Below are 23356 nucleotides of genomic sequence, written 5' to 3' on the forward strand. Positions count from 1 at the left end.
TACTGTGGCAAAAAAAGAGAGTGTTCAAAAACGATTGCAGAAGGTGCGGCCTCCGCGCGTGCAACTGACCTATGACGTTGAGCGTGGCGACGCAATTGAGCAAAAGGAGTTGCCTTTTGTCGTAGGCGTGCTGGGTGACTATGCCGGGCAGTCCGAGCAGCCACAGGGTAAATTGCGCGACAGAAAATTCGTCAATGTCGATCTCGACAATTTCGACGATGTCATGGCGGGTTTGGCGCCTCGTGCGGCGTTTCGCGTCAAAAACCGCCTCACGCCTGAGGGCGGCGAACTTGCTGTCGACCTGACATTCAATCGCTTTGAGGACTTTCGTCCCGAGTCCGTGGTGCGCCAAGTGGCGCCTTTGCGTCGTTTGCTAGAAGCGCGTTCAAAAATCGCCGATTTACGCAACAAGTTGGCTGGCAATGAGAAGCTGGAAGATCTTCTTGTGGATGTGCTCAAAAGTACCGAGCAGCTTCAGCAACTCGGACACAACGGTGATCAGGAGGGGGGCGAATGAGTACCCAGATGGCGACCCAGGCCACAGTGACGGAAGCGCCCGATGCAAGCCTGCTTGACCGGATCATTGAAGATAGTCGCGTGGCACGTTCCGACAACGAGCGGGCGCGGGCGAGGGACATCATCAGCGAGTTTGCCAGCCAGGTGCTCGAAGGCGAAGTGGTCGTCTCGGAGAACCTCGCCGCATCGCTAGACGTGCGCGTGGCGGAACTCGATCGACTGATCTCGGAGCAGTTGAGTGAGGTGATGCACGCCCCCGCGTTTCAAGCGCTCGAAGGTGCCTGGACCGGGTTGCATTATCTGTGCAAGCAGACATCAACCGGCGAGCAACAGAAAATCAAGCTGATGAGTGCGACCAGGCAAGAGCTGGTCAGGGACTTCAAGACAGCGATCGATTTTGATCAGAGTGCGTTGTTCAAGAAGGTTTACGAAGAAGAGTTTGGCACCTTCGGCGGTGCGCCATTTGGCGCGCTGATTGGCCAGTTCGATGTGACACGTCAGCCCGAGGATATGTACTTCATCGAGCAGATGTCGCATGTGGCGGCGGCGGCCCATGCGCCCTTCGTTACGGCAGCGTCACCTGAATTATTCGGGCTGGACTCCTTCACTGATCTGGGGAAGCCGCGTGATCTGTCGAAAGTGTTCGATACCGTCGAGTATGCGAAATGGAAATCGTTTCGGGATGCCGAAGATTCGCGCTATGTCGGATTGGCCATGCCGCGCTTTCTTGGGCGCCTGCCGTACAACCCGATCGATGGCATCACGACCGAGGGCTTCAATTTCGTTGAAGAGGTCGACGGGGCTGATCACAGCAAATACCTGTGGTGCAACGCTGCGTTTGCGTTTGGTGCGCGACTGACCAATGCATTCGAGAATTATGGCTGGTGCGCCGCCATTCGCGGGGTGGAGGGCGGAGGCTTGGTGGAAGACCTGCCCACGCACACCTTCCGCACGGATGAGGGCGAGATTGCACTCAAGTGCCCGACGGAGATCGCTATTACCGATCGCCGGGAAAAGGAGCTGAGTGACCTGGGATTCATCCCGCTGGTGCATTGCAAGAACACCGACTTTGCCGCCTTCTTTGGTGCGCAGTCGGCGCAAAAGGCAAAAAAATACGACACCGACTCCGCCAACGCCAACGCCTCCTTGTCGGCGCAACTGCAATACATCTTTGCCGTCTCACGAATCGCGCACTACATGAAGGCGATGATGCGCGACAAGATCGGCAGTTTTGCCTCATCTGCCAATGTTGAGTCCTACATCCAGCGCTGGATCGATCAGTACGTCACCGCCGATGACTCCGCTTCTCAGGAGACCAAGGCGCAATTTCCGCTTCGCGAGGCCTCGATTGAAGTCAGCGAAGTGGCCGGGCGCCCGGGTGTATATCGCGCTGTGTCGTTTATTCGACCCCATTTTCAACTTGATGAGTTGTCGGTGTCCTTGCGACTGGTGGCTGAGTTGCCGCAGTCGAGCAAGGGTTGATTTTTCTCTGTCATAACCCCAAGGGGGATCAAGCATGAAGGATATTTACGTCGAGTTTAAAGGGAGTGACATCAAGGGTGACTCCCGCGATGCCAAACACAAGGACACGGTCGAAGTGTCTGCGTGGAGCCATACCATTCGCCAGCCGAAATCGGCGACAGCATCGGGCTCTGGAGGTCACACCGCAGAGCGCGTCGAGCACGGCGAAATGATCTTCACCAAAGATATCGACGGTTCCAGCCCGAAGCTCTACCAGGCGTGCTCATCCGGTCTGGTGATCAATGACGTGGTGATCTATTTCTATCGCGCGTTTGGCGGCAAGAACACCACGGGCAATCCGTCGGGCACCCAGAACCGTCATCAGTACCTCAAGATCGAACTGAAGAACGCGATCATCGCGTCCGTTTCGCCGTCGGTGAGCGACGAGGCGATTCCTCAAGAGACGTTTTCCTTGAAGTATTCGGCGGTCAAGTGGACCTATGACGAGCTGAATATCGATGGCACCAAGTCTGGAAAAGTGAACATTCAGGGCGCTTGGAATCTGGCAAAGAACACCCCGAATCTGACTTGATCGACGGTGTGAGGCAAAAGAATGGCGGAGCACAACTCCGCCATTCTTTCGAGGCATTGAATGAAAGGATTTGAACCGTCAATTTTCGACAAGCTCTTTGATGAGTCGCCCATGCAAGCATTGCGCCGGCGCCTGAGCATGGATGAAGTCAAAGACGCCGTTGCCCGTGATCTTGAAGCTTTGCTCAATACACGCACCGTCATCGATGAATCGCTGGCGTCGGATTTCCCGCGTGCATTGAGTTCAGTGGCCAGCTTCGGGCTGAACGATTTTTCGGGATTGAGCCTGTCGAGCGTTAACGATCGCCGGCGCATTTGCGCTTCCATCGAACGGACCATCGCTCGCCATGAACCGCGACTGCGCGAGATCGAGGTCGGCCTGGAACTGGATCGCCGGTCAATCAACGCTCTGTACTTCTCCATCCGCGCGGTGTTGGTGGTAAGGCCAGCACAAGAGCCTGTGAGTTTCGACGCCATGCTGCAACCCACCACGCTTCAGTATTCGATCGGGCGCCAACGGTCCCGGATCGGGAACGCCTAAATGGAAGCGCTTTTACCCTACTACGAGCGTGAACTGGCCTTTCTTCGCGGACATTCGCGCGAGTTCGCCGAGCGCTACCCGAAAATTGCCGGGCAGTTGTTGTTGTCAGGCGAAGGCTGCGACGATCCGCATGTTGAGCGGATTATCGAGTCCTTGGCGCTGTTGACGGCGCGGGTGACCAAAAAGCTCGAAGACAGCTACCCGAGCTTTACCGAGGCGCTGCTCAACGTTCTATATCCGCACTATCTCAGGCCATTTCCCAGTTGCTCGATTGCGTTTTTCGATGCCACCGGCGCTGAACTTCAGCTGTCGTCACCGGTCGCGATTGATCGCGGTACAGAACTGATCTCCCGGCCGATCAAGGGCGCGGTATGCCGGTTCAGAACTGCCTGGAATGTCGACCTGCTGCCGGTGAGTGTGAGCCAGTTGTCCTTTGAGCCCGTGGCACGCGCACCGGGTAGCGTGCGACTGCCGGTCGGCAGCAGTGCGACTCTGTCCTTGAGTCTGGAGATTCCGGCAGCAGAAGGGCGCTGGGCTGCCGCGAAGGTGGATCATCTCAGGTTCTATATTGATGCCGAGCCTTCGGTGGCGGCGGCTTTGCGCGATGCACTCTTTCTCAAGCTGGCGACGACCTACGCCGAGGCGGACGACGGTCATTGGCGCCTGGCGGGTGAGGACGTGCTGCGTGAGGTCGGTTTCGGTGATGCCGAGGCGCTGATCGACATGCCGGCGGCGGGCCACGCCGCCTATCGGCATTTGACCGAGTACTTTGCCTTCCCGGAGAAGTACAACTTCTTTGATCTGATGCTGCCGGCCCTTCCCGCGGCATCCAAACAAACTCGGCACTTGACGCTGCATTTCGTGTTGTCAAACCTGCGCGCCGACGGTGACGCATCGCGTTTGCTGCAAACGCTGACGGCCCAAAACCTACGATTGGGCTGTGTACCTGTGGTCAATCTGTTCTCGCAGCGCGGTGATCCCATCCGGATAACGCATCGAAGCTCGACCTACCCGGTCGTGGCGGACAGCCGTCGTGCTTTCGCCTACGAGGTGTACTCGATCGACTCGGTGCGGCGTGTCCGCCAGAGCGCACAAGGAGAGTCGATTCAGGAGTATCGGCCATTCTTTTCTCTGCGCCATGGCGAAACACCTGAGCAAGAAGGCAACTACTGGTATGCCCAGCGCAATGCGCTGGTGGCCGAACAGAGCCCCGGATTTGAAACCGAGTTGTCGTTGGTCGATGCTGATTTCGACCCGGTCTCGCCGAAGACCGATGTTCTGAGTCTCGCCTTGACATGTTCCAATCGCGATCTCCCAACGCTGATGAGCGTTGGCATGCCGACGGGCGATCTTTTTCAGGAGGGCGGTGCGGCGGCGCGTTCCGTGCGCCTTCTCAGAAAACCCACCCAACCGTGCCGATTTGATCATCGCCACGACGGTCAGTGGCGGCTGGTGTCGCATCTGGCGCTCAACCACCTGTCTTTGACCAATAGTGGTTTGAGCGCTTTCAAGGAGATGTTGGCGCTCTACGATATTCAGCGTACGGCCAGCTCGCGTCAGCAAATCGACGGCATTCAGGCCATCGAGCAGCGCGACGCCACGGTCTGGTTGCCGGGCAAGCCTTTTGCTAGCTTTGTTCGTGGGCTGGAAGTGCGGCTCACGCTGGACGAATCCAGTTTTGTTGGTAGCGGTCTCGATGTGTTTGCCCGATGCGTCGATCGTTTTCTCGGGCTGTACGTTCATCTCAACAGCTTTGTCCAATTGATTCTGGTGTCCGGACGAACCGAAGAGGAGCTGATCCGATGTGCGCCGCGCACCGGCGAATCGATCCTGCTCTGATCGAGCAGCTCGGCACGGCGCCGCAGCACTTCGAGTTTTTCCAGGCTGTTCGAATGCTCGAACACTGGATGTCGTCCTCGGAAGGGCGGCGGCCGGCCGACCCTGTCTCGGAGCAAATCCGCTTTCGGAATTCCTTGTCGCTGGGGTTTGCGCCCAGCGACATTGAACACTTGGAGATGCCGGTCTCGGCTCCCGACGAAGATGCAAGCGCCGCGCCACCCCGTATCGAGCTGACACCGCGCTTTATCGGTTTGCTTGGCCTGCATGGTGGTTTGCCGATCCATTACTCCGAGCGACTTGCAAGTCTGGACCGGGCGCAGCGAGACGAGGGCGCGCATGCGTTTTTCGATCTACTGTCCAATCGTGCGGTGGGGCACTTCTACCGCGCCTGGAAGAAGTACCGCTTACCGATCCAGTATGAAACCGATCGAAAAAATCGTTTTCTGCCACTGATCCTCAGCCTGACGGGGCTCGGTTTTGATGCACTGCGCGATCGCCTGCACGACACGCCCGGATCGATTGATGACGAATCGGTTGCCCATTTTGCCGGCCTGTTGCGGCAACGTCCGCTCTCGGCGGCGGCGCTGCAATCGATGTTGTCGGATTACTTTCGCGTCCCGATCCGTATTGAGCAGTTTGTTGGCAAGTGGTACGCGTTGCCGCATGCACAGCGTTCTGTGCTGGGCGGCAAGAACGCTGCCCTGGGAAAATCCTGCCTGGTCGGCGAGCGCGTCTGGCAGCGCAACCTGCGTGTGCGTGTGCATATTGGCCCCCTGGCGCATGCGCGCTACCGGCAGTTTCTGCCCGACGGTGAGTTGGCGGCAGTGCTCGACAAACTCCTGACGCTGGCAACAGGCACGCAGTTTGAATACGAGATCCGCCCCGTGTTGCGCGCGGCGGATGTCCAGCCCGTCTGTCTCGGCGGCGCCCCGGGTGCCCGACTCGGATTCGACAGCTTCATGCTCACGCGTGCGGCCACGGAAGATCGCAGCGACACCGTATTTGAATTGCACGCCACCCATTGAACCTTACGACTCCCCACCGGTAAGCCATGAGTACCTCTCTCAAGACCCTGATCACCAAGCTCAATTCTCCCTGTCGAAAAGCCGCTGAACGCGCCGCCAGCATCTGCATGTCGCGCGGCCACTATGAGGTCGACCTTGAGCATCTATTCCTCAGTTTGCTGGAGCAAGCCGATTGCGATTTTGCGGTGATTGCGACGCGCTGTGGTGTCAGCCCGAGCGGGCTCGAACGCGATCTGACGAGCGAAATCAGTCGTTTCAAAACCGGCAACAGCCGCACGCCGGTGTTCTCGGCGCATGTGCCGAAGCTGCTCGAGCAGGCTTGGCTGATCGCCTCGCTGGATGCCCGGTTGCCGCGCATCCGTTCGGGCCATCTGTTGCTCGCTTTGCTGACCGACTCTGACCTTGCCCAACTCGCCGCGCGCGCCTCGACGCTTTTCAAGCGGATCAAGCTTGAGCAGCTCAAACACGATTTCGATGCCCTGACGGCCGGCTCGGCAGAGGCAAAAGAGGCCGCCAGCGCCGATGCCGGCGCGGATGAGGGCGCAGCGACGGAGGCCGATTCGACACCCGAGACCGCTGTCGTCAGCAAGACCCCCGCACTGGATCAATTCACCACCAATCTGACCCGGCGCGCGGCTGACGGGAAGATCGACCCGGTGATTGGGCGGGACGCAGAGATCCGTCAGTTGATTGACATCCTCATGCGTCGGCGCCAAAACAATCCCATTCTTACCGGCGAGGCCGGGGTCGGCAAAACCGCTGTGGTCGAGGGCATGGCGCTGCGCATTGCGCTCGGCGACGTCCCGCCGCCACTCAAAAACGTGAGCCTGCATGTGCTCGATCTCGGCTTGCTTCATGCGGGCGCCAGCGTCAAAGGCGAATTCGAGAACCGTCTCAAGAATGTGATCGACGAGGTCAAGCAGAGTCCGACGCCGGTCATCCTGTTCATCGACGAGGCGCACACCATGATCGGCGCGGGCGGTCAGAGCGGCCAGAACGACGCGGCCAATCTGCTCAAGCCGGCGCTGGCACGTGGCGAATTGCGCACCATTGCCGCCACGACCTGGGCGGAGTACAAAAAATATTTCGAAAAGGACGCGGCGCTTGCCCGGCGCTTTCAGGTGGTGAAGGTTGACGAACCCACCGAACCGCTGGCTGCCGCCATGTTGCGCGCCATGGTGCCCTTGATGGAGTCGCACTTCGGGGTGCGTGTGCTCGACGACGCGGTGACCGAGGCGGTCCGTCTGTCGCACCGATACATCAGCGCGCGGCAGTTGCCAGACAAGGCGGTGAGCGTGCTCGATACCGCTTGCGCCAAAGTCGCGCTGGGCCAGAGCGCCACGCCGGCGCTGATTGATGACGCGGAGAAGCGATTGCAGCGCGAGCGTGCTGAACTCACGGCGTTGGAACGCGAGGCCGCCACCCACACCGGCCACCAGTCTCGAATCGCCGAACTCGTGACTTCGATGGCGCAAATCGAAGCCGCGCTGACCGAACTGCGCGCCCGATGCGAGGAGGAGGGCGAGATCGTGTCGCGCTTGCTGGCGTTGCATCAGCAGCTTGAGCGTCGTGGCCAGTCTGATGCACTCGTTGAGGGTGAAGAGGACGACGTGGCATGTGCGGAGCTTGCGTCGCTGACGACCCGCTTGCGCACCCTGCAAGGCGACAGCCCGATGGTGCCGCTTCAAGTCGATGGCGTGGTAGTGGCCGAAATCGTATCCGCCTGGACGGGGATTCCCCTGGGCAAGATGCTCAAGAATGAGATCAATACGGTCCTGAATCTCAAATTGCTGCTCAACGCGCGGGTGATTGGGCAAGACCATGCGCTTGAAGCAATTGCGCAGCGGGTCCGCACCGCGCGGGCGAATCTGGATGATCCCAACAAACCGAAAGGCGTGTTTCTGTTCGTCGGTCCCTCGGGGGTGGGTAAAACCGAAACCGCGCTTGCGCTGGCCGATGTGCTCTACGGCGGCGAGCGCAAGTTGGTCACCATCAACATGAGCGAATACCAGGAGGCGCATTCGGTCTCCGGCCTCAAGGGCTCGCCACCGGGCTACGTCGGCTACGGCGAAGGCGGTGTGCTGACCGAAGCCGTGCGACGCAACCCCTACAGCGTCGTGTTGCTCGACGAAATCGAAAAAGCCCATCCCGACGTCCTCGAGCTCTTCTTTCAGGTGTTCGACAAGGGCGTTCTCGACGATGCCGAGGGGCGGGAGATCGACTTCCGCAACACCCTCATCATTCTCACCAGCAACGTCGGGTCCAGTCAGATCATGCAGGCCTGCCTCAACAAGACGGCGGCCGAACTGCCAAGTGCCGATGCGTTGGCGGAGGCCTTGCGCCCGGCGCTGTATACCGCGTTCAAGCCGGCCTTTTTGGGGCGCATGAAGGTCATTCCCTACTACCCGATTTCCGATGATGTCTTGCTCAGCATCATTCAGCTCAAGCTCGAGCGGATTCGTGATCGCGTCAGCGCCAACCACAAAGCGGTGTTCGGCTGGGACGCGAAGTTGGTGGATACCGTTCTGGCGCGGTGCACCGAGGTCGACTCTGGCGCGCGAAACGTCGATCACATTCTCAACGGGAGTTTGCTCCCCGAGATGGCCGAAGCCGTGCTCACCCGCATGGCCGACGGCGCGGCAATCGCCCGCATCAAGGTCAGCGCGACCAAGAGCGGCGACTTCCGCTACGCCATCAAATAGGGCGGCTTCACTTCGGAGGGCAACCCTCCGGTTCTTACCGGTCCTCAGATGCCGTGGTCATGCTGCAAGGGCCAGCTTTTGCTTCGGGGTGATGCCGCCAAGGGCCGTGCTGGGACGTTTGTGATTGCAGGTCCAGATTCATCGCGTTGCAGGCGCCTGGACTGGTGGGATGGATTCGAACAGAGAATGACTGAGCCAGTCTTGGCGCACGCTGCGGTTGATCGTTCGATGCTGGCGTTCTGCTGTGGGTTTCCGGAGCCAGGTCACGCGAGCCGGTCTGTGGCTCATGTGCTTGAGTGCTTTCTCGACAAGTGCGTCGGTCCGCCTCGCCCTGTGCATCTATCGGTTGCGAACAGCAGGGTTCGTGTTGCAAGCGCTAGCGCCGCGCCAGGTTTAGCCGTTCGTGGCGGCAAGCCATCGGAATCCCGACAGTAGATCGGATCTCGCCAAGCCGGTATGATCGGCGTTAATGACAAATAATTATTTATCGGCATCTCTCGCATCAGATGCCAGTGCCAACTTTGGCCGAATCGAATGGGTTCTTCAGGGGCTGATCATATTGAGTCTCCTGGCGTTTGCGCTGGAAACGCTGCCTGATCTGTCACCGCTTCAGTTGCAAGCGTTGCATGGCTTTGAAGTGTTTGCGACGGTGGTGTTCACGGTCGAGTATGTTGCGCGTGTCTGGCTGACGCGCCCGTGGCGGCGCTATGTGTTCAGCTTCTACGGTTTGATCGACATGCTCGCGATAGCGCCGTTCTACCTGTCGCTTGGGGTCGGGAGCGAGTCGCTGCGATCGCTCAGGCTGTTGCGTCTGTTTCGCATTCTCAAGCTGGCGCGCTACAACGTGGCGATGTTGCGCTTCTATCGCGCCCTGGTGATTGCGCGCGAGGAGTTGATCCTGTTTGGCGCCATGGCTTTGATTCTGTTGTATCTGGCGGGCGTGGGCGTGTATCAGTTTGAGCATGTCGCTCAGCCGGAGGCGTTTCGCTCGGTGTTTGATGGTTTGTGGTGGGCGCTGTGTACCTTGACGACGGTCGGCTACGGCGATGTGTATCCGGTTACCGCGGGCGGCAAGCTGTTCACTTTTGCGATTCTGGTGGTTGGTCTGGGGGTCATCGCCGTACCGGTGGGGTTGGTCGCATCGGCGCTGACGTTGGCGCGGGAGGAAATTGAACGCGCTACGGGGCAGGGAATGCAGAACCCGTCTGCCCGCCCAATGGTTAGCAGTGACGATTGATATCGATGGGCTAGATGCCCAAAAAACAAAAAAGCCCGCATTGGCGGGCTGTCTTGCGAGTGGTGGGCGGTACTGGGATCGAACCAGTGACCCCTGCCGTGTGAAGGCAGTGCTCTACCGCTGAGCTAACCGCCCACTCGAGAAGAGCGCGCATTTTAGGCGGCGTTTGGGCAGACGTCAAGTCGCCTGCGATCTTTCTGAATTGACGTAGAATACGCGCTCGATTTTCATTGCTTAGATCAGCCCATGGCCACCCCTGTTCGCACCCGTTTTGCCCCGAGCCCGACCGGCTTTCTTCACATTGGTGGTGCGCGCACTGCCTTGTTTTCATGGGCGTTTGCCCGGCATCACGGTGGTGAGTTCGTGCTGCGGATCGAGGATACCGACGTCGAGCGCTCGACGCCCGAGGCGGTCCAGGCGATTCTCGATGGCATGAAGTGGCTGGCGCTGGATTGGGACGAAGGCCCGTTCTACCAGATGCAGCGTATGGATCGCTATCGCGAAGTGGTGGCCGAACTGCTGGCCAAGGGCTTGGCTTATCCGTGTTATGCGAGCCCGGCGGAATTGGATGAGATGCGCGAGGCGCAGCGCGCCCGCGGCGAGAAGCCGCGCTACGACGGTCGTTGGCGTCCGGCGCCTGACAAGACCTTGCCTATGCCGCCGGCGGGTGTTGATCCTGTGATTCGCTTCTGCAATCCGACCGAAGGCGCGGTGGCGTGGGATGACCTCGTCAAGGGGCGCATCGAGATCGCCAACGCCGAGATGGATGACCTGATTATCGCGCGGCCGGACGGCACGCCGACCTATAACTTCTGCGTGGTGGTGGATGACTGGGACATGAAGATCACCCATGTCATTCGTGGTGATGACCATGTGAACAACACGCCGCGGCAGATCAATATTCTGCGCGCGCTGGGCGCGGAAGTGCCGGCCTATGCGCATCTGTCGATGATCCTGGGCGACGATGGCCAGAAGCTGTCGAAGCGCCATGGCGCGGTCAGCGTGATGCAGTATCACGAAGATGGTTATCTCACCGAGGCAGTCATCAACTATCTGGCCCGCCTGGGCTGGAGCCACGGTAACGACGAGGTGTTCTCGCGCGATCAAATGATCAATTGGTTCGATCTGGACCACATCACGCCGTCGGCGGCGCAGTTCAATACCGAGAAGCTCAACTGGCTGAACGCGCATTACATCAAGGCCACCGACGACAACGTGCTGGCAGCCGACACCGCCAGTCGCTTGGCGCGGCGTCAGGTCAATCCCGAAAATGGCCCGGCGCTTGATACGCTGGTGGCCTTGTACAAGGAGCGGGTGTCGACGCTGAACGAGTTGGCCGATGCGGTCGAGGCTTTTTATGTTGATGTGCGGCCATCGGAAGAATTGCTGAATCAGCACCTCAATGATGCCGCGCGCGCAGCCTTGGCTGATCTGGCCGGCGAGTTCGATGCGTGTGACTGGCAGCGCGAGGCAATCAGCGCGGCGATCAAGACGACCATGAAAGCCCACGGGCTCAAGATGCCTCAGGTGGCGATTCCCTTGCGGGTGTTGCTGGTGGGGCAGCCGCAGACGCCGGCGATTGACGCGGTGGTCGAGGCCATGGGGCGGGAGACCGTGATGGCGCGTTTGCGACGCTATCTTTGATGGCGTGTTGCGACAGAAACCCCGCTGAGGCGGGGTTTTTTATTGCTCCTGCTGGGCTTGACTGAGGTCGGTCTCGGCTTCGATCCAATAGCTTTGTTTGTGGCCTAGCGCTTCGAGGCGAATGCGTTCGCTGTCGGCTTGCGGGTAGCTGAGGTGGCGCAGCATCACGAAGCGCTTGCCGTTGTCGTCGAGCCGGCACAGGCGATAGATGGGTAGGGTCTGGCTGCGCTCGATGGCGTCGGGGACGGTGTCGCCAGACTGAAAGCCGGCGCGCTGGGCGAGCGTGTTGAGGTGCGACAGTCGGCCGTTGCGCCAGGTGTCCATGCCCTCGCCAATGCAGGCCGTGGTGTGGCCAACGGTGGCGGCGATGACGCCGACGCGCTCGATCACCGCCAAGGCGGCGATGCCGGCGTTGTGTTTGCCGACACCAGCATCGTTGAAGAACACCATGCGCGGTGGGTTGCCCTGCACGTAGTCGGCGGCGCTGAGGCCGCCGTGCGAGCCGCAGACGATGATCTGGCCACGATCATCGGGGCACAACTCGGCGATCGAGTCGAGGATGCGAACGTGGCCGAAGGGGAGGTCGATGCTTTGGCGCATGCCGTCGATTGTGGCGGAATTTTGCGTGCGCGTCTTCGGCCCGTTGCTGCGTTTAGAAGTTGGCCCGGCCGGATTCGGATAGACGACCGCCCTCGACTCGAACCCGATCCCCCGCCATCCAGGAGGGCGGCTCATCCTGATCGATGGTGCGCACGCTACCGTCGTTCATTTCCACCGTGATGCGATAGCGGGTGGTGGGCGTGACATTACGCTCGACGTTGTGGCCGGCGACGCCGCCGATCACTGCACCGGCGATGGTCGCCAGATCCTTGCCGCTGCCTTTGCCGACCTGGTTGCCGAGCAAACCGCCGACCACGCCACCGGCAATGGCACCGATACCGCTGCCTTTGCCGCGGCGGTCGAGGGTTTCAACCCGGGTGACGACACCGCAGTCGGGGCAGTAGCGTTCGACCGGCTGTACGACGGGGGATGGTTGCGGCGCCGGACGCGGCATTTGCGCGACCACTGGTGCTGGCACGGGTTTGGGCTTGACGACGACCGGGGCAGGCGCCGGCTTGGCGGCGGGTTCGATCACTTTAGTGGGCTCGGCGATCGCTTCATTTACCGGTGTCGGGTCGGCTTTGGGCATGGGCGAGACATCAGCAGGTGTCAGCACGGCGACCGGCGGCACCGGTTTTTCGGTGGTCAGCAGTTCCGGCTTGAGTGCCGCCTCGGAGCCAGGCAGCCAGCCCATGAAGGCGGCGGTGCCGGTCACGCAAAAAGCGGTGATGGCCGCGGCCATCAACCATTGCATGGGGTGAAGTGTTTTGCGCATGTTCGCGGTCCCGTCATTGAAAGTCATGCGCATTTAACGTGACAGCGCGTCGTGACGAGGACCGCGGAAAGAAAGCCTTACAAATGCGCCGTTCAGCCGTCGCTGGGGATACGATCGCGGCGTGCGCGCCGGAGCACGAAGCGGCCCGGGTCAATCGCATCCACCAGGTCGCGCTCCAGCGGCAGTGGGTCGCCATCGAGCTGGCTGGCCAGGGTTTCGGCGACGATGGTCGACCACACCAGGCCGCGCGCGCCAAAGCCTGAGATTGCATACAGGCCGGGCTCACGCACTACCTGCTCCAACGTGGCGTCGGCAGGATAACTGCCGGGTATGGCGATGGCGCCGATCATTGGCAGTCGGTCTGGTGAGGCGGGGCGAAAGCCGACGCGGCCGGCCATCGTGGTGTCATCGAGCGTGGTGCTGAAGCCCGGCAGGATGAAATCGAGCTTGGCCAGATTGTCGGCGTGTTCGCTTTCGCGTAGCGCGGGGTCATCGTCGTCGACAAGAAAAGTCGCGCCGGCACACCGCTGGCCGTCGATGGCTGGGCTCACATAGCCGAGCCGGCAGACCACGACTTTGGGCGCACTGCCTTCGGTGGCGGGCAAGTGGCTGACCTGGCCGCGGGCAGCGCGCACCGGCAGGGTTTGGGCGACGTCGAGGTGGCGGATGTCGGCGCCGTTGGCGAGAATCACACAGGCGGTTTCGGAGATCAACGCGTCGTTGGCGTCATGAAGCTGCCAGTATTCGGCGACGCGTGTCAGGCGGGCGACCGACGTGCCGTAGCGCACGGTCAGGGCGGTGCCTGCGGCGGCAATGTTGGCCGCGCACAGACTGGGCGGTTGTACCCAGCCGCTGCACGGAAACCACCAGCCGCCGGTAGCGAGTGGCCAGTCGGCCAGTGCGCTGGCTTCGGCCTGATCCACGTAGCGCAGGTAGTCGTCGGGCGGCCGCTGGCTATCGACGACGTCGCGCTGACGGGTTTCGTGTACGGGGTCGCGCGCCAGATGCAGCACGCCGGTGGGTGCCCAGCGCACCGCGTGGCCGGCGGCAGCCAAGGCGTTGAGATGGCGGATGCCGGCCAGCGTGCCGGCGCGGGTGAGGCGAGCCAGGCGGTTGTCGTCGAGACTCGGCAGCGGGCGCAAGACGCCGGCCAGATTGCCCGAGGCGCCTTGGCCGGGGCCGTTGGCGGCGTCGAGCAGTTGCACCGACCAGCCGCGTTTGACCAGGCGGTGTGCCAGTGAGGTGCCCGCCAGCCCGGCGCCGACGATGATCGCTTCGCGGGAGGGGTGCGCGGGGGGGCGTTCCGGCGCGCCAGCGATATGGCCGCGCAGCATTTCGCTCTTGCCGGTAAAGCCGCGCACCTTGTCGATACGGAAGCGCGCGTATTCCAGATGCTGACGGACTTCACGCGAGACTGACCAGGTGGCCAGGGTGGCCACCGGTGCAGCGAGCGCCGCGAGTTGGTGGCATATTTTTTCCGACCAGAGTTCGGGGTTTCGCGCGGGGGAGAAGCCGTCGAGGTAAAAGGCGTCGACGCGCGCGACGAGCTTGGCGAGCGCGGTGGAGGCGTCGCCGAATATCAAGGTGAGAGCGATGCGCCCGTCGTCGAGCCACAGGCGATGGATGCCGGGCGTGAGCGTGGGCCATTGTGTGCGCAGGCGCGCCGACAGCGCGGCGAATTCGGGCCAGCGTTGGTGCGCGGTGGCGAGATCGGTGGCGTTGAACGGGTGCTTTTCGATCGAGATGAAATGCAGGCGGTCACAGCGTTTCGGGTCGTCGCGCCAGGCTGCCCAGGTGGCGAGAAAATTCAGCCCGAGGCCAAAACCGGTTTCGAGAATGACGAAGCGCGACTTGCGCTGCCAGCGGTGCGGCAGCTGGTTGCCTTCGAGGAATACATGGCGGCTCTGACCGAGAGCGCCATGCTGAGTGTGATAGACGTCGTCAAACTGGCGCGAGAACGGCGTGCCGTCTTCGGCATATTCGAGCACCGCCGGGTCGATTTTCTCGTACATCAGTGAACAGTGGGCGGAACGTCGCTCGGCGTCGGCGTGGCAGCGTCGGGCAGGGGGAGCTTGTCGAGCGACAGATCCCACTCCGCCTTGGCGACGGTGCCACGGATCATGGCGCAGAGCGCCTGCATCAGGTTTTGATCGCAGTCGAAGCTGACCTGTCGGGCGCGGGTTTCGCCAAGCATGACGCGGCACAGCGGGCCTTCGATCGGCTCGAGCCGGCTCTCGGTGGCGAGCAGCGGTTCGGCGCCCAGCGGGTGACTGAGATTGTTGTCGTCGAAGGGGGCCTGGAAGCTGCCGGGTTCGGCGGCGTCCTTTGGCTTAGCCACGGGCATGCCCGGCGCCGCCTTCGCGAGATGGCTATTCAGCATGCGCTGCAGACCCGGCCACAGTGCCTTGATGAGTCGCCGGGTGAGCAGCACGTTGATGCCTTCGCGTTGCGCGGTGGCAATGCGCAGGAGCAGGCGATCTGCCCGCGCATCGTAGGCTACCTGAAGTTGCTGGATCTGCATCGTGCGCCGGCTTACTCCGGGCGCATCTGCGGAAACAGGATCACGTCACGAATGGCCGGGCTGTCGGTCAGCAGCATGACCAGACGGTCGATACCGATGCCGCAGCCGCCAGTGGGCGGCAGGCCGAATTCGAGCGCCCGGATGTAGTCGGCGTCGTAGTACATGGCTTCGTCGTCGCCGGCTTCTTTGGCTTCGGCCTGCGCGCGGAAGCGGGCCGCCTGGTCTTCCGGGTCGTTCAGCTCGGAGAAGCCGTTGGCAATTTCGCGGCCGACGATGAACAGCTCGAAGCGTTCCGTGACTTCCGGGTCGCTGTCGGAGGCGCGGGCCAGCGGGCTGACTTCGACCGGGTAGTCGATGATGTAGGTCGGCTCCCACAGCTCGGCTTCGGCGCAGGCTTCAAACAGCTGCAACTGCAGGCTGCCCAGACCGCCCGGTTTGACGCTCTCGCCGAAGGCATTGATCTTGGCCTTGAGCCATTCGGCGTCGGCCAGTTGCTCGACAGTGAAGCCCGGGTGGTATTTGCGGATGGCTTCGACGATGGTCAGGCGGTGGAAGGGCTTGGACAGGTCGAGCTCGCGGCCCTGATACTGGAAGACCTCGGTGCCCAGCGCTTCGCGCGCAGCGTGTCGGATGAGGCCTTCGGTGAAGTTCATCAGGCTTTGGTAGTTCGCGTAGGCCTCGTAGAACTCCATCATGGTGAATTCGGGGTTGTGACGCGGGCTGAGGCCTTCGTTGCGGAAGTTGCGATTGACCTCGAACACCTTCTCGAAACCGCCGACCACCAAGCGCTTGAGATAGAGCTCGGGGGCGATGCGCAGGAACAACTCCATGTCGAGCGCGTTGTGGTGGGTGGTGAAGGGCTTGGCCGAGGCGCCGCCGGGAATGGGGTGCATCATCGGCGTTTCGACCTCGAGGAAGCCGTGATTCATCATGTAGTTGCGGATCGACTGCACCATGCGGCTGCGTGCCACGAAGGTGAAGCGCGACTGCTCGTTCATGATCAGGTCGAGATAGCGCTGGCGGTATTTGGTTTCCTGGTCGGTCAGGCCGTGGAATTTTTCGGGCAGCGGGCGCAGGTTTTTGGACAGCAGGCGGATTTCGGCGCAATTGACGGTCAGCTCGCCAGTCTTGGTCTTGAACAGGGTGCCGACCGCGCCAACGATGTCACCGATATCCCAGTGCTTGAAATCGGCATGCACGTCTTCGCCGACGCCCTGATTGCTCACATACAGCTGAATACGACCGGAGAGATCCTGAATGGTGGCGAAGCTGGCTTTGCCCATGACGCGCTTGAGCATGATGCGGCCGGCCACGCGCACTTCGATCGGGGTCTGTTCGAGTTCTTCGCGGGTCTTTTCGCTGTATGTCTCGTCGAGTTTGCCGGCGGTGTTCTCGCGTGAGAAGTCGTTCGGGTAGGCGCGGCCGGATTCGCGCCACGTGCGCAGCTTTTCGCGGCGCTCGGCGATGAGGTGGTTTTCGTCGGCGGAAGGCGAGGCGTTTTGTTCTGACATGTGTGGCTCGTTTGAATGATGGCGAGTCCGGCGTTGCGTTGTTGCTATACGCGGGTGCCGAAAAACCGCAATTTTCTCATAACCGCCGCGAGAAGTCGCTCGCCAAGGGGCGTTCGTGCCCGGCGCCGGCGCATAAACCGTTTAATGATGGCGATTCGGTGCCGTAATACGAAAGACCTGTGGAAGACACGCATGCGAACACGGACTGGCGACTCTCTTCTGGCCTTGCTCAAGGCCGCGCAACATCTGACCTCACTGCATGTGAGAGAGACGCTGTTGCGCGCGTTCTGTGTTGGCGTCCAGCGCGCGCTGCGCGCAGAGCGTTGTGAGCTGCGGGTGCTAGGGCTGGGGCGTCGGCAGCTCAAAAGCATCGGCTGGTGCAACAAAGCGGGCGTTGGCGGCGATTGGGACGACGCTGCCGACGGCCTGGACGGTCAGGTGCAAGAGGGGTTTCTGGCGCAGGCGATCGACAATGGCGCGAATCTCACCCGAGCTCACGATTCGGATGGCTGGCGGATGGCGTTTCCGGTGTTGCACGCTGGTCGCGTCCGATGGATTCTCGATGTCCATGCCACCACGGCGATTGCCGCCGTCACCGTCGATGGCGTTCGGGCCTATGTTCATTGTTTTGAGCGCTTGATGGCGCACTGGGATTACGCCAATCTGGATACCTTGACCGGCTTGCTCAACCGCAAGACCTTCGATGAACAGTTTGACCAGTTGATTGCGGTCGCCGAGCGGGCACGGCGCCAGGACGGGGAGCGACGCGAAGATTCGGTGCTGCCCAGCCCAGCGTGGCTGGGGATTGTCGACATCGACCACTTCAAGCACATCAACGATACCTGGGGCCATCTGTTCGGCGACGAAGTCCTCATCCGCTTGGCTGATTGTATGCGCAGCGCGTTTCGCAGCTCCGACAAGCTGTTCCGTTTCGGTGGCGAGGAGTTCGTGGTGATGTTGCGCAATGTGCCGGCCGAGACCGTGACCAGTATTTTCGAGCGTTTCCGGATCGCGGTCGAAACGCATGATTTTCCGCAAGTCGGGACCGTCACCTGTTCGATCGGATTCGCCCAGGTTGATGACCGGCTGCCTCCCGCAGAACTGCTCGGTCGTGCCGATTCAGCGCTCTACTATGGCAAAGAGCATGGCCGGAACTGCGTCTGGGCCTACGAAGACCTGGTGGCAGCCGGCGAGCTGGTCTGCACCACAGCGACCAGTAGCGCGCAGCAAGACGCTGACGAATACTTCTGACCGGGCGGCGTCCGGCGGTCAGTCTCGCTGGCGCTGCAACACCCCGATCGGCGGTGCCCATTCTTCTGACGGCGGCTTCTTGCGCGTGACCAGCGTGAGCTGCGCCGGCGCAAATACATTGGCATTGTGCGTCACCGGCGTGGTGATCAGATATTGCGCGCGGGTCGCCCGCAGGAAGGCGCCGACGCGGTCGATGTTGGCCACATCCAGATGCGCGAAGGGCTCGTCGATGAAGACGAAGCCGCCCGGGCGGGTCTCGTCCATCAAGAGCGCAATCAGCAAAATCAACGACTTCATCACCTGCTGGCCGCCCGAGGCTTCGCCATCGTTCAGGCCGACCGCGCCCTTGCGGTCGAAGTCAAAGCGCACATCTAGGCCGGAGCGGTGCAGGGCGGTGTCATCGTTGTCCAGATGCGGTACCGGGCAGTCCACCTCGACATGCGCCAGTTCGCCCAGGGCTTTGAGGTTGCGGCTGTACTGGCGCACCGTGGCGCGCAGCTTGCCAATGTAGGCGCTGCGCGCTTCGTCGGTGTGGCGGCGTGCCGTGGCGCAGTAGCCCTGGCGGGCGGCGTAGTCGCGCTCGCGGCGGCCAAGGTCGTCAAGCAGACGGTCGCGCAGGGTGAGCACGGCGGGGTCTTGCACCCAGTCGCCTTGTTCAAGCCGCAGACGCAGGCGCTCGGATTCGGCACGCGCGCTGCGGGCATCGCCGTAGCGCTCGGTGAGTGCTTCGATGCCTTCGCCACGGCGCCATTCGGCGGGCATGCCGCGACGCAGCCGGCGCAGACGCTGCACGCGTTGGGCTTGTGATTGGCGACGTGGGCGGTCCTCGCTGTCGAGCAGGCCCAGACGTTGCTCGTGGGTGGCCAGTTCGCGGCGGCGGCGGTCGAGTTCGATCTGGATGCCGTTGAGCCGCTCGCCTATGCCGTCGAGCGTGGCCTGCAATTCGGTGCGCTCGGCGATGGCGTCGGTCAGCGCTTTTTTTGCCACCGGCAGGTCGGCCTCGGCCTCGGCAAAGGCTTGCGCGCGGGCGGCCAGTTGGGGTGCGGCGCTCAGGCCGAGTAGCTGACTGCGTAGGGTGTTGAGCCGGTCGCGCAGTGCGTCCATCTGCGGGCGCAGCGGGCTGAGCGCCTTGTCGAGCTCGCGCACATCGGCCGAGAGCGCATCGATGCGCGCCTGCCGTGCCAGCTCGCCAAAGTGGAATTCGCGCGGGCGGCCCAGGTGGCGGGCGCCGCGGCGCTCGCGGTGGTAGGCGTCGCGGGTGATCCACTCGGTATCGCGCGACAGGGCGCTGCCGGCGGCGGCGTCTTCGACGCGGGTGATGCGGTTCAGCAGGTCGGCCAGCCAGCGCGGCACGGGGCCGGCAAAGCGGACGACTTCGGCCAGCGTATCGCGCTGGGCCGGCGGGGCGTTTTCGCAGTCGGCCACGACGAAATGGCGGAAGCGCTCGCGCTCACCCAGCGCCCAGGCCTGATGACGATCGGCGGCGCGCTCGAGCAGCAACACGTGGCGATAGGGGCGCAGTACGGCTTCGATCGCGCCTTGCCAGGCGGCGTCGGTGATTTCGATGGATTCGCTGAGCGCGCTGTGTGCGATGCCGGCCTCGGTCAGTACGGCGCGGAAGGCGCGCACCTCGGGGTCGGAGGGCGGGCTGCTGCGCTCGTGGGCATGGGCGAGCGCGTCCTTGGCGGTTTCGAAACGGGCGACCAGCTCGCGTTCTTGTGCGCGCAGGGCCGTCAGCTCGGCTTCGACCGACTCGTGTTCGGCTTCGATGGCGACGGCGTCCTGACCCTCTTCGCGGGCCAGTAGCTCGCGCAGGGCGCTGCGCTCGGCCAACACACGTTCGAGATCGCGTACGCGGTCGTGGGCGCTCAGATGGCGTTGTTCGGTGTCCAGAAACTGGCTGCGGGCTTTGGCGCGGGCCTTTTCTTCGGCCAGACGCTCGGCGTCGACCTGGGCGATGCGCTGGCGGGCGGCCAGCAGGCCGGACTGGCGCTCGCGGCGCTCGCCATCCTGGGCGCGCAACTGGCTGCGTTCGGCACGGATGTCGCGGCGCAGCTCAAAGGCTTCGAGGCGCGGAATGATCTCGGCGTCGAGCGCCGAGCGTTCGTCGGTAATCTGCTTCCATTCCAGATAGCGGTCGGCTTCGAGGCGCTTGGCTTCAGCCTGGGCACGCAGGCGGTCGAGGTCGATCGACAGGCTGTCGAGCTCGCGCTCGGCGTTTTGCTGCTCTTCGCGCGCAACGTCGTAGTTGTCGAGCACTTCCTTGTCGCCAAAGACATCGAAGACCAGTTCGAGCAGGGCTTTGGGCGCGTATTCGCACAGCTTGTCGGTGTCGCCTTGTTCCAGCGCGAGCACTTTGGCGATGGCCGGGGTCAGGCCACCGGCGGCGAGGCGGCTTTGATAGTCGCGCAGGCCGATCCAGTCGTTGCTGGTGTCGAGCGCTTCAATTTCGATGTCGCCATCGACGATGGTGTAGTCGCGCGTCCATTCACCGCCCGCGCGGCGGATGCGGCAGGCCAGAGTGACCACGTCGTCGAGACAGGGGAAGAACGGCCGTCGGCCGGTGGCACCGGGCAGGTTGGCGACGGTGGCGCGAATCCAGGCGTGACTGCGGTTGGCGCGGCGCACATAGCGGCGGAAGTCGCGCTTGCCCGAGCAGCGCAGCGCAAACAGCGTGCGCAGGGCGTCGAGCAAGGTGGTCTTGCCTGAGCCGTTGGGGCCGACGATGGTGATGATCTGGGCGTCCAGCGGCAGCGTGAAGCGGCGCCAGAAGTCCCAGTGGACCAGTTCGATCTGTTTGATATGGAACATCGTTTTCGGCGTTGATCAGCGCAGGCTGCGGCCACAGCCGCCGTCGCGCATGCGTTGTTGGTAGCGCTGCTTGCTGTCGGTCAGGCGCTGGATGCGGCTGCGGTTGCCTTCGCGAGCGATGCTGGCGTTGAGCTTGGCGATGGCACTTTGATAGCGTGCGCAATTGCGGTCGCTTTGCACGGGTTGTGGACGATAGCTGCCGCTGCTGCTGTCATCGCCGCCGGCACGCGCGCTGCTCAGGGCGTGTGCTTGCGCTGAGGCGAGAACAACAAACAGTACGAAAAAGCTTTGGAAATAGCGTGTCATCAGAATATCTCGGAGCCGGGTTCAGGCATGTCGCCGTCGAATTCGTCTTCATCGTCGGCGCCGGCCAGGGCAAAGGCGTCGGCGGCGGGCGGCGGGTGGCCGGCGTCGGAGAGCACGCCGGCGAGGGTGCCGTGAATGATGCGGTCGGCCATCAGGCGGTAGTCGAGGGCGACGTCGAGCAGCGGGCCTTCAAGCAGCATGCCGCTGCGGCGCTCGATGAAGCCGAGGCGGGCGAGGCGGCCGAGCATGAAGTTGCGCACCTTGGTCTTGCCGCCCAGGCGCGGGCCGAAGTCGGCAATCAGCGAGGCTTCGGACACGCCGGCCGAGACCTCGGCGCCATGGGCGACAGGTTGCTCGGCGGCGAAGAGTTCTTCCTGACCTTCGTTGGCGAGGTTCTGGCGGGTCACCTGGCGTTCGCGCTTGGGCAGGATGATCAGTGCCCACAGCACCACCAGCAGCGCGATCTCGTCGCGGGTAAGCCCCATGTTGCTGGCCTGGTATTCGCGGCCGCTGCCGAAGGTGGGCTCGAGCGCGTCGGGGGTCAGGCCGACGGCCACATGGGCGGCGTAGGGGTTGTCGAGCAGGCGCAGGCCAACGCTGGCCAGTCGCTGGTCGATCTCGTGGCGGAAGGTTTCGTCGATGAGCGCGCGGCGCACCATCGGGTCTTTGCGTGGCAGCCAGCGCTGGGCAATGAGGCGCGCGGTGAGGGCGCGGATGTCGTGTTCCATGAGCGCGTCAGTCCGTGGTTTGGGGTCTCAGGCGGCGGATGCTGCCGGCGCTGATGCGAGCGATTTCGTGGTGGCCGACGTCGACCAGTGTGGCGTCGAACTCGACCTTGAGGGGCAGGCGCATGAAGGCGCCGATGGGGCCGTCGGCAGGGGCGCTGTCCTGACTGTCGGCCAGCAGGGCGAGCAGCGACAGGCGATAGGCCGCATGGCCGAAGCCGCCACCGGCGACCGCGTCGTGCAAGGTGGCGGGCTCGGTGTCGATAGCGTCGAGCCGGTCGGCAAAATGGGTGAGCAGGCGCAGGTCTTCTTCTTCGGGCGCGAGCGCGGTGGGGGCCGTGTCGGCGGCAGGCAGGGTGGTGTCGTCGGCTTCGCCACGCAGCAGATCGCACAGGGCGGTTTCGGCACGGTCGAGCAATTCGTGGCCGCCGGCGAGCAGCGGCATGTGCGGGGTGTCGGTGATGGCATCGAAGGCTAGCGCAGCCAGTGCATCCATGCTTTGCTGCCCGAGCCAGGCGGTGACATCGCTGGACGAAATGCCGGAGCTGCCGAGCGTGACGCGCTGGGTCTCGATCTTGTTGAGTGCGCGCTGGAAGGCGGCATCGACCCGCGCCAGACGGGATTGCGCCAGGCCGATGCGCTGGGCGATGCGGGCGACGTCAAAGGGCGCGTCGGCGTCTGAGAGCAGTGAGCGCAGGATGTCGGTGCCGCGATCGAGCCATTTGCCGTTGGCCGACAGCCGTCGGCGTGACTCGACGATGCGGAATTCCGAGCCCGAGGCGATGGCCTCTTCAAAGTGCAGGGTGAGGTCGTTGAGCTTGGACAGCAGATGGCCGAGCGCCTCGGCGTTGATGCTGTCGGTGGCTTGCAGGCCGGCGAGCTGGGCGGTGAGGAAGCCGAGTTCGGCGTCTTCGGACTCGCCAAAGCGCAGCAGCATGCCGAGTGCGGCCACGGCATTGCGGCCGGCGTCGGACAGGTGGTAAAGCCCGTCGTCGGCGTAGCTGATCAGGCCCGATTCGCGCAGGCGCTTGAGCGTGGTTTCGAGCTTGACCGGGTCGAGGTAGGCGAAGCGACGGCGCAGTGCGTCGGGTGACCAGCGCGGGTGATCGACATCATGGCCGACTTCGCGCAAGACAAGCAGGCGCAGCAAGACCTCCGCCTCACTGCCGCGAAACAGGGAGATGAAGGTGTCGATGACCGGCTGCGCCGCGGCGAGTGCCGAGAGTTCTGGCACATCGTCAACGGCGTAGCCTGGCGCGAGATAGTCTGCGAGGTCCTGATCGGTCATGCCGGTTTTGCG

The 23356-nt window shown here is 62.7% G+C and carries 19 protein-coding genes, 1 tRNA gene and 1 pseudogene; 10 read left to right on the top strand and 11 right to left on the bottom strand.

All coding sequences use genetic code 11. From position 1 onward, the window contains the following. The first annotated feature begins 4 nt into the window (after positions 1-4). Genes tssB through tssH form a run of 7 tightly spaced genes read left to right on the top strand, consistent with a single transcriptional unit; the run spans position 5 to position 8675 of the window. Complete coding sequence (gene tssB / locus FHP91_RS16505) at positions 5-517, top strand: type VI secretion system contractile sheath small subunit (protein ID WP_144310606.1); 513 nt, start codon at positions 5-7, stop codon at positions 515-517. After that, positions 514-1998: a type VI secretion system contractile sheath large subunit gene (tssC, locus tag FHP91_RS16510; RefSeq protein ID WP_144310607.1), complete on the top strand. Its 1485-nt coding sequence runs from the start codon at positions 514-516 to the stop codon at positions 1996-1998. Before tssB ends, tssC begins: the two co-directional genes overlap by 4 nt. Before the next feature lie 34 nt (positions 1999-2032). Continuing rightward, the gene (locus FHP91_RS16515; protein ID WP_144310608.1) at positions 2033-2569 is read left to right on the top strand and encodes an Hcp family type VI secretion system effector; all 537 of its coding nucleotides are present in this window, start codon (positions 2033-2035) and stop codon (positions 2567-2569) included. Positions 2570-2629: 60 nt separating this feature from the next. After that, entirely contained in the window at positions 2630-3109 is a 480-nt protein-coding gene (gene tssE / locus FHP91_RS16520) for a type VI secretion system baseplate subunit TssE (protein WP_144310609.1), read from the top strand. Then, the gene (gene tssF / locus FHP91_RS16525; protein ID WP_144310610.1) at positions 3110-4948 is read left to right on the top strand and encodes a type VI secretion system baseplate subunit TssF; all 1839 of its coding nucleotides are present in this window, start codon (positions 3110-3112) and stop codon (positions 4946-4948) included. It begins immediately after the preceding gene. Continuing rightward, a complete protein-coding gene (gene tssG, locus FHP91_RS16530) occupies positions 4912-5973 on the top strand; it encodes a type VI secretion system baseplate subunit TssG (protein ID WP_144310611.1) in 1062 nt (353 codons plus the stop codon). Before tssF ends, tssG begins: the two co-directional genes overlap by 37 nt. A gap of 26 nt (positions 5974-5999) precedes the next feature. Continuing rightward, positions 6000-8675 carry a type VI secretion system ATPase TssH gene (tssH, locus tag FHP91_RS16535; RefSeq protein ID WP_144310612.1) on the top strand — a complete coding sequence of 892 codons (2676 nt, stop codon included), beginning with the start codon at positions 6000-6002 and terminating at the stop codon, positions 8673-8675. Between the two features lie 57 nt (positions 8676-8732). Here tssH and FHP91_RS21500 read toward each other — a convergent pair. Next, positions 8733-8929: pseudogene (locus FHP91_RS21500) on the bottom strand (integrase core domain-containing protein); the annotation flags it as partial. A gap of 215 nt (positions 8930-9144) precedes the next feature. Between FHP91_RS21500 and FHP91_RS16540 the strand changes: the two are divergent. After that, on the top strand, positions 9145-9912 hold the full coding sequence (locus tag FHP91_RS16540; RefSeq protein ID WP_144310613.1) for an ion transporter: 768 nt from the start codon (positions 9145-9147) through the stop codon (positions 9910-9912). Positions 9913-9972: 60 nt separating this feature from the next. Here FHP91_RS16540 and FHP91_RS16545 read toward each other — a convergent pair. Next, a tRNA-Val gene (locus tag FHP91_RS16545) sits at positions 9973-10047 on the bottom strand. Between the two features lie 111 nt (positions 10048-10158). On the opposite strand from FHP91_RS16545, the gene gltX reads away from it, so the two are divergent. Further along, positions 10159-11556 carry a glutamate--tRNA ligase gene (gene gltX / locus FHP91_RS16550; protein ID WP_144310614.1) on the top strand — a complete coding sequence of 466 codons (1398 nt, stop codon included), beginning with the start codon at positions 10159-10161 and terminating at the stop codon, positions 11554-11556. A 39-nt stretch (positions 11557-11595) separates the two neighbouring features. Here gltX and FHP91_RS16555 read toward each other — a convergent pair whose 3' ends face one another. The 5 genes from FHP91_RS16555 to lysS form a co-directional block, all read right to left on the bottom strand. After that, entirely contained in the window at positions 11596-12156 is a 561-nt protein-coding gene (locus FHP91_RS16555) for a hypothetical protein (protein WP_144310615.1), read from the bottom strand. Positions 12157-12208: 52 nt separating this feature from the next. Further along, on the bottom strand, positions 12209-12931 hold the full coding sequence (locus tag FHP91_RS21650; RefSeq protein WP_186301591.1) for an outer membrane lipoprotein: 723 nt from the start codon (positions 12929-12931) through the stop codon (positions 12209-12211). A gap of 92 nt (positions 12932-13023) precedes the next feature. Beyond that, positions 13024-14943, bottom strand: coding sequence for a bifunctional tRNA (5-methylaminomethyl-2-thiouridine)(34)-methyltransferase MnmD/FAD-dependent 5-carboxymethylaminomethyl-2-thiouridine(34) oxidoreductase MnmC (gene mnmC / locus FHP91_RS16565; RefSeq protein ID WP_144310617.1), 1920 nt, complete (start codon positions 14941-14943; stop codon positions 13024-13026). After that, on the bottom strand, positions 14943-15452 hold the full coding sequence (locus FHP91_RS16570; RefSeq protein WP_144310618.1) for a hypothetical protein: 510 nt from the start codon (positions 15450-15452) through the stop codon (positions 14943-14945). The genes mnmC and FHP91_RS16570 overlap by 1 nt, the downstream gene beginning before the upstream one ends. Positions 15453-15463: 11 nt before the next feature. After that, the gene (gene lysS, locus FHP91_RS16575) at positions 15464-16963 is read right to left on the bottom strand and encodes a lysine--tRNA ligase (RefSeq protein ID WP_144310619.1); all 1500 of its coding nucleotides are present in this window, start codon (positions 16961-16963) and stop codon (positions 15464-15466) included. A 192-nt stretch (positions 16964-17155) separates the two neighbouring features. Here lysS and FHP91_RS16580 point away from each other — a divergent pair, with 192 nt between their 5' ends. After that, entirely contained in the window at positions 17156-18214 is a 1059-nt protein-coding gene (locus FHP91_RS16580) for a GGDEF domain-containing protein (RefSeq protein WP_186301592.1), read from the top strand. A gap of 18 nt (positions 18215-18232) precedes the next feature. Here FHP91_RS16580 and FHP91_RS16585 read toward each other — a convergent pair whose 3' ends face one another. Genes FHP91_RS16585 through FHP91_RS16600 form a run of 4 tightly spaced genes read right to left on the bottom strand, consistent with a single transcriptional unit; the run spans position 18233 to position 23344 of the window. After that, entirely contained in the window at positions 18233-21025 is a 2793-nt protein-coding gene (locus tag FHP91_RS16585) for an AAA family ATPase (RefSeq protein ID WP_144310621.1), read from the bottom strand. A 15-nt stretch (positions 21026-21040) separates the two neighbouring features. Further along, on the bottom strand, positions 21041-21331 hold the full coding sequence (locus FHP91_RS16590) for a hypothetical protein (RefSeq protein WP_144310622.1): 291 nt from the start codon (positions 21329-21331) through the stop codon (positions 21041-21043). Then, positions 21331-22059, bottom strand: a complete 729-nt coding sequence (locus FHP91_RS16595; RefSeq protein ID WP_144310623.1) for a hypothetical protein — start codon at positions 22057-22059, stop codon at positions 21331-21333. The genes FHP91_RS16590 and FHP91_RS16595 overlap by 1 nt, the downstream gene beginning before the upstream one ends. A 7-nt stretch (positions 22060-22066) precedes the next feature. Next, a complete protein-coding gene (locus FHP91_RS16600) occupies positions 22067-23344 on the bottom strand; it encodes a hypothetical protein (RefSeq protein ID WP_144310624.1) in 1278 nt (425 codons plus the stop codon). Positions 23345-23356: the final 12 nt, after the last annotated feature.

The sequence above is a fragment of the Denitromonas halophila genome (genome assembly GCF_007625155.1).
GTDB classification, from domain to species: domain Bacteria; phylum Pseudomonadota; class Gammaproteobacteria; order Burkholderiales; family Rhodocyclaceae; genus Nitrogeniibacter; species Nitrogeniibacter halophilus.

Coding starts and splice junctions, on each gene's coding strand:
- tssC (WP_144310607.1), top strand. CDS start 514: ATGAGTACCCAGATGGCGACCCAGGCCACAGTGACGGAAGCGCCCGAT.
- mnmC (WP_144310617.1), bottom strand. CDS start 14,943: ATGTACGAGAAAATCGACCCGGCGGTGCTCGAATATGCCGAAGACGGC.
- tssE (WP_144310609.1), top strand. CDS start 2,630: ATGAAAGGATTTGAACCGTCAATTTTCGACAAGCTCTTTGATGAGTCG.
- FHP91_RS16600 (WP_144310624.1), bottom strand. CDS start 23,344: ATGACCGATCAGGACCTCGCAGACTATCTCGCGCCAGGCTACGCCGTT.
- FHP91_RS16595 (WP_144310623.1), bottom strand. CDS start 22,059: ATGGAACACGACATCCGCGCCCTCACCGCGCGCCTCATTGCCCAGCGC.
- FHP91_RS16585 (WP_144310621.1), bottom strand. CDS start 21,025: ATGTTCCATATCAAACAGATCGAACTGGTCCACTGGGACTTCTGGCGC.
- tssG (WP_144310611.1), top strand. CDS start 4,912: ATGTGCGCCGCGCACCGGCGAATCGATCCTGCTCTGATCGAGCAGCTC.
- FHP91_RS16540 (WP_144310613.1), top strand. CDS start 9,145: ATGACAAATAATTATTTATCGGCATCTCTCGCATCAGATGCCAGTGCC.
- FHP91_RS16590 (WP_144310622.1), bottom strand. CDS start 21,331: ATGACACGCTATTTCCAAAGCTTTTTCGTACTGTTTGTTGTTCTCGCC.
- FHP91_RS16580 (WP_186301592.1), top strand. CDS start 17,156: ATGCGAACACGGACTGGCGACTCTCTTCTGGCCTTGCTCAAGGCCGCG.
- gltX (WP_144310614.1), top strand. CDS start 10,159: ATGGCCACCCCTGTTCGCACCCGTTTTGCCCCGAGCCCGACCGGCTTT.
- lysS (WP_144310619.1), bottom strand. CDS start 16,963: ATGTCAGAACAAAACGCCTCGCCTTCCGCCGACGAAAACCACCTCATC.
- FHP91_RS21650 (WP_186301591.1), bottom strand. CDS start 12,931: ATGCGCAAAACACTTCACCCCATGCAATGGTTGATGGCCGCGGCCATC.
- tssH (WP_144310612.1), top strand. CDS start 6,000: ATGAGTACCTCTCTCAAGACCCTGATCACCAAGCTCAATTCTCCCTGT.
- FHP91_RS16555 (WP_144310615.1), bottom strand. CDS start 12,156: ATGCGCCAAAGCATCGACCTCCCCTTCGGCCACGTTCGCATCCTCGAC.
- tssF (WP_144310610.1), top strand. CDS start 3,110: ATGGAAGCGCTTTTACCCTACTACGAGCGTGAACTGGCCTTTCTTCGC.
- FHP91_RS16515 (WP_144310608.1), top strand. CDS start 2,033: ATGAAGGATATTTACGTCGAGTTTAAAGGGAGTGACATCAAGGGTGAC.
- FHP91_RS16570 (WP_144310618.1), bottom strand. CDS start 15,452: ATGCAGATCCAGCAACTTCAGGTAGCCTACGATGCGCGGGCAGATCGC.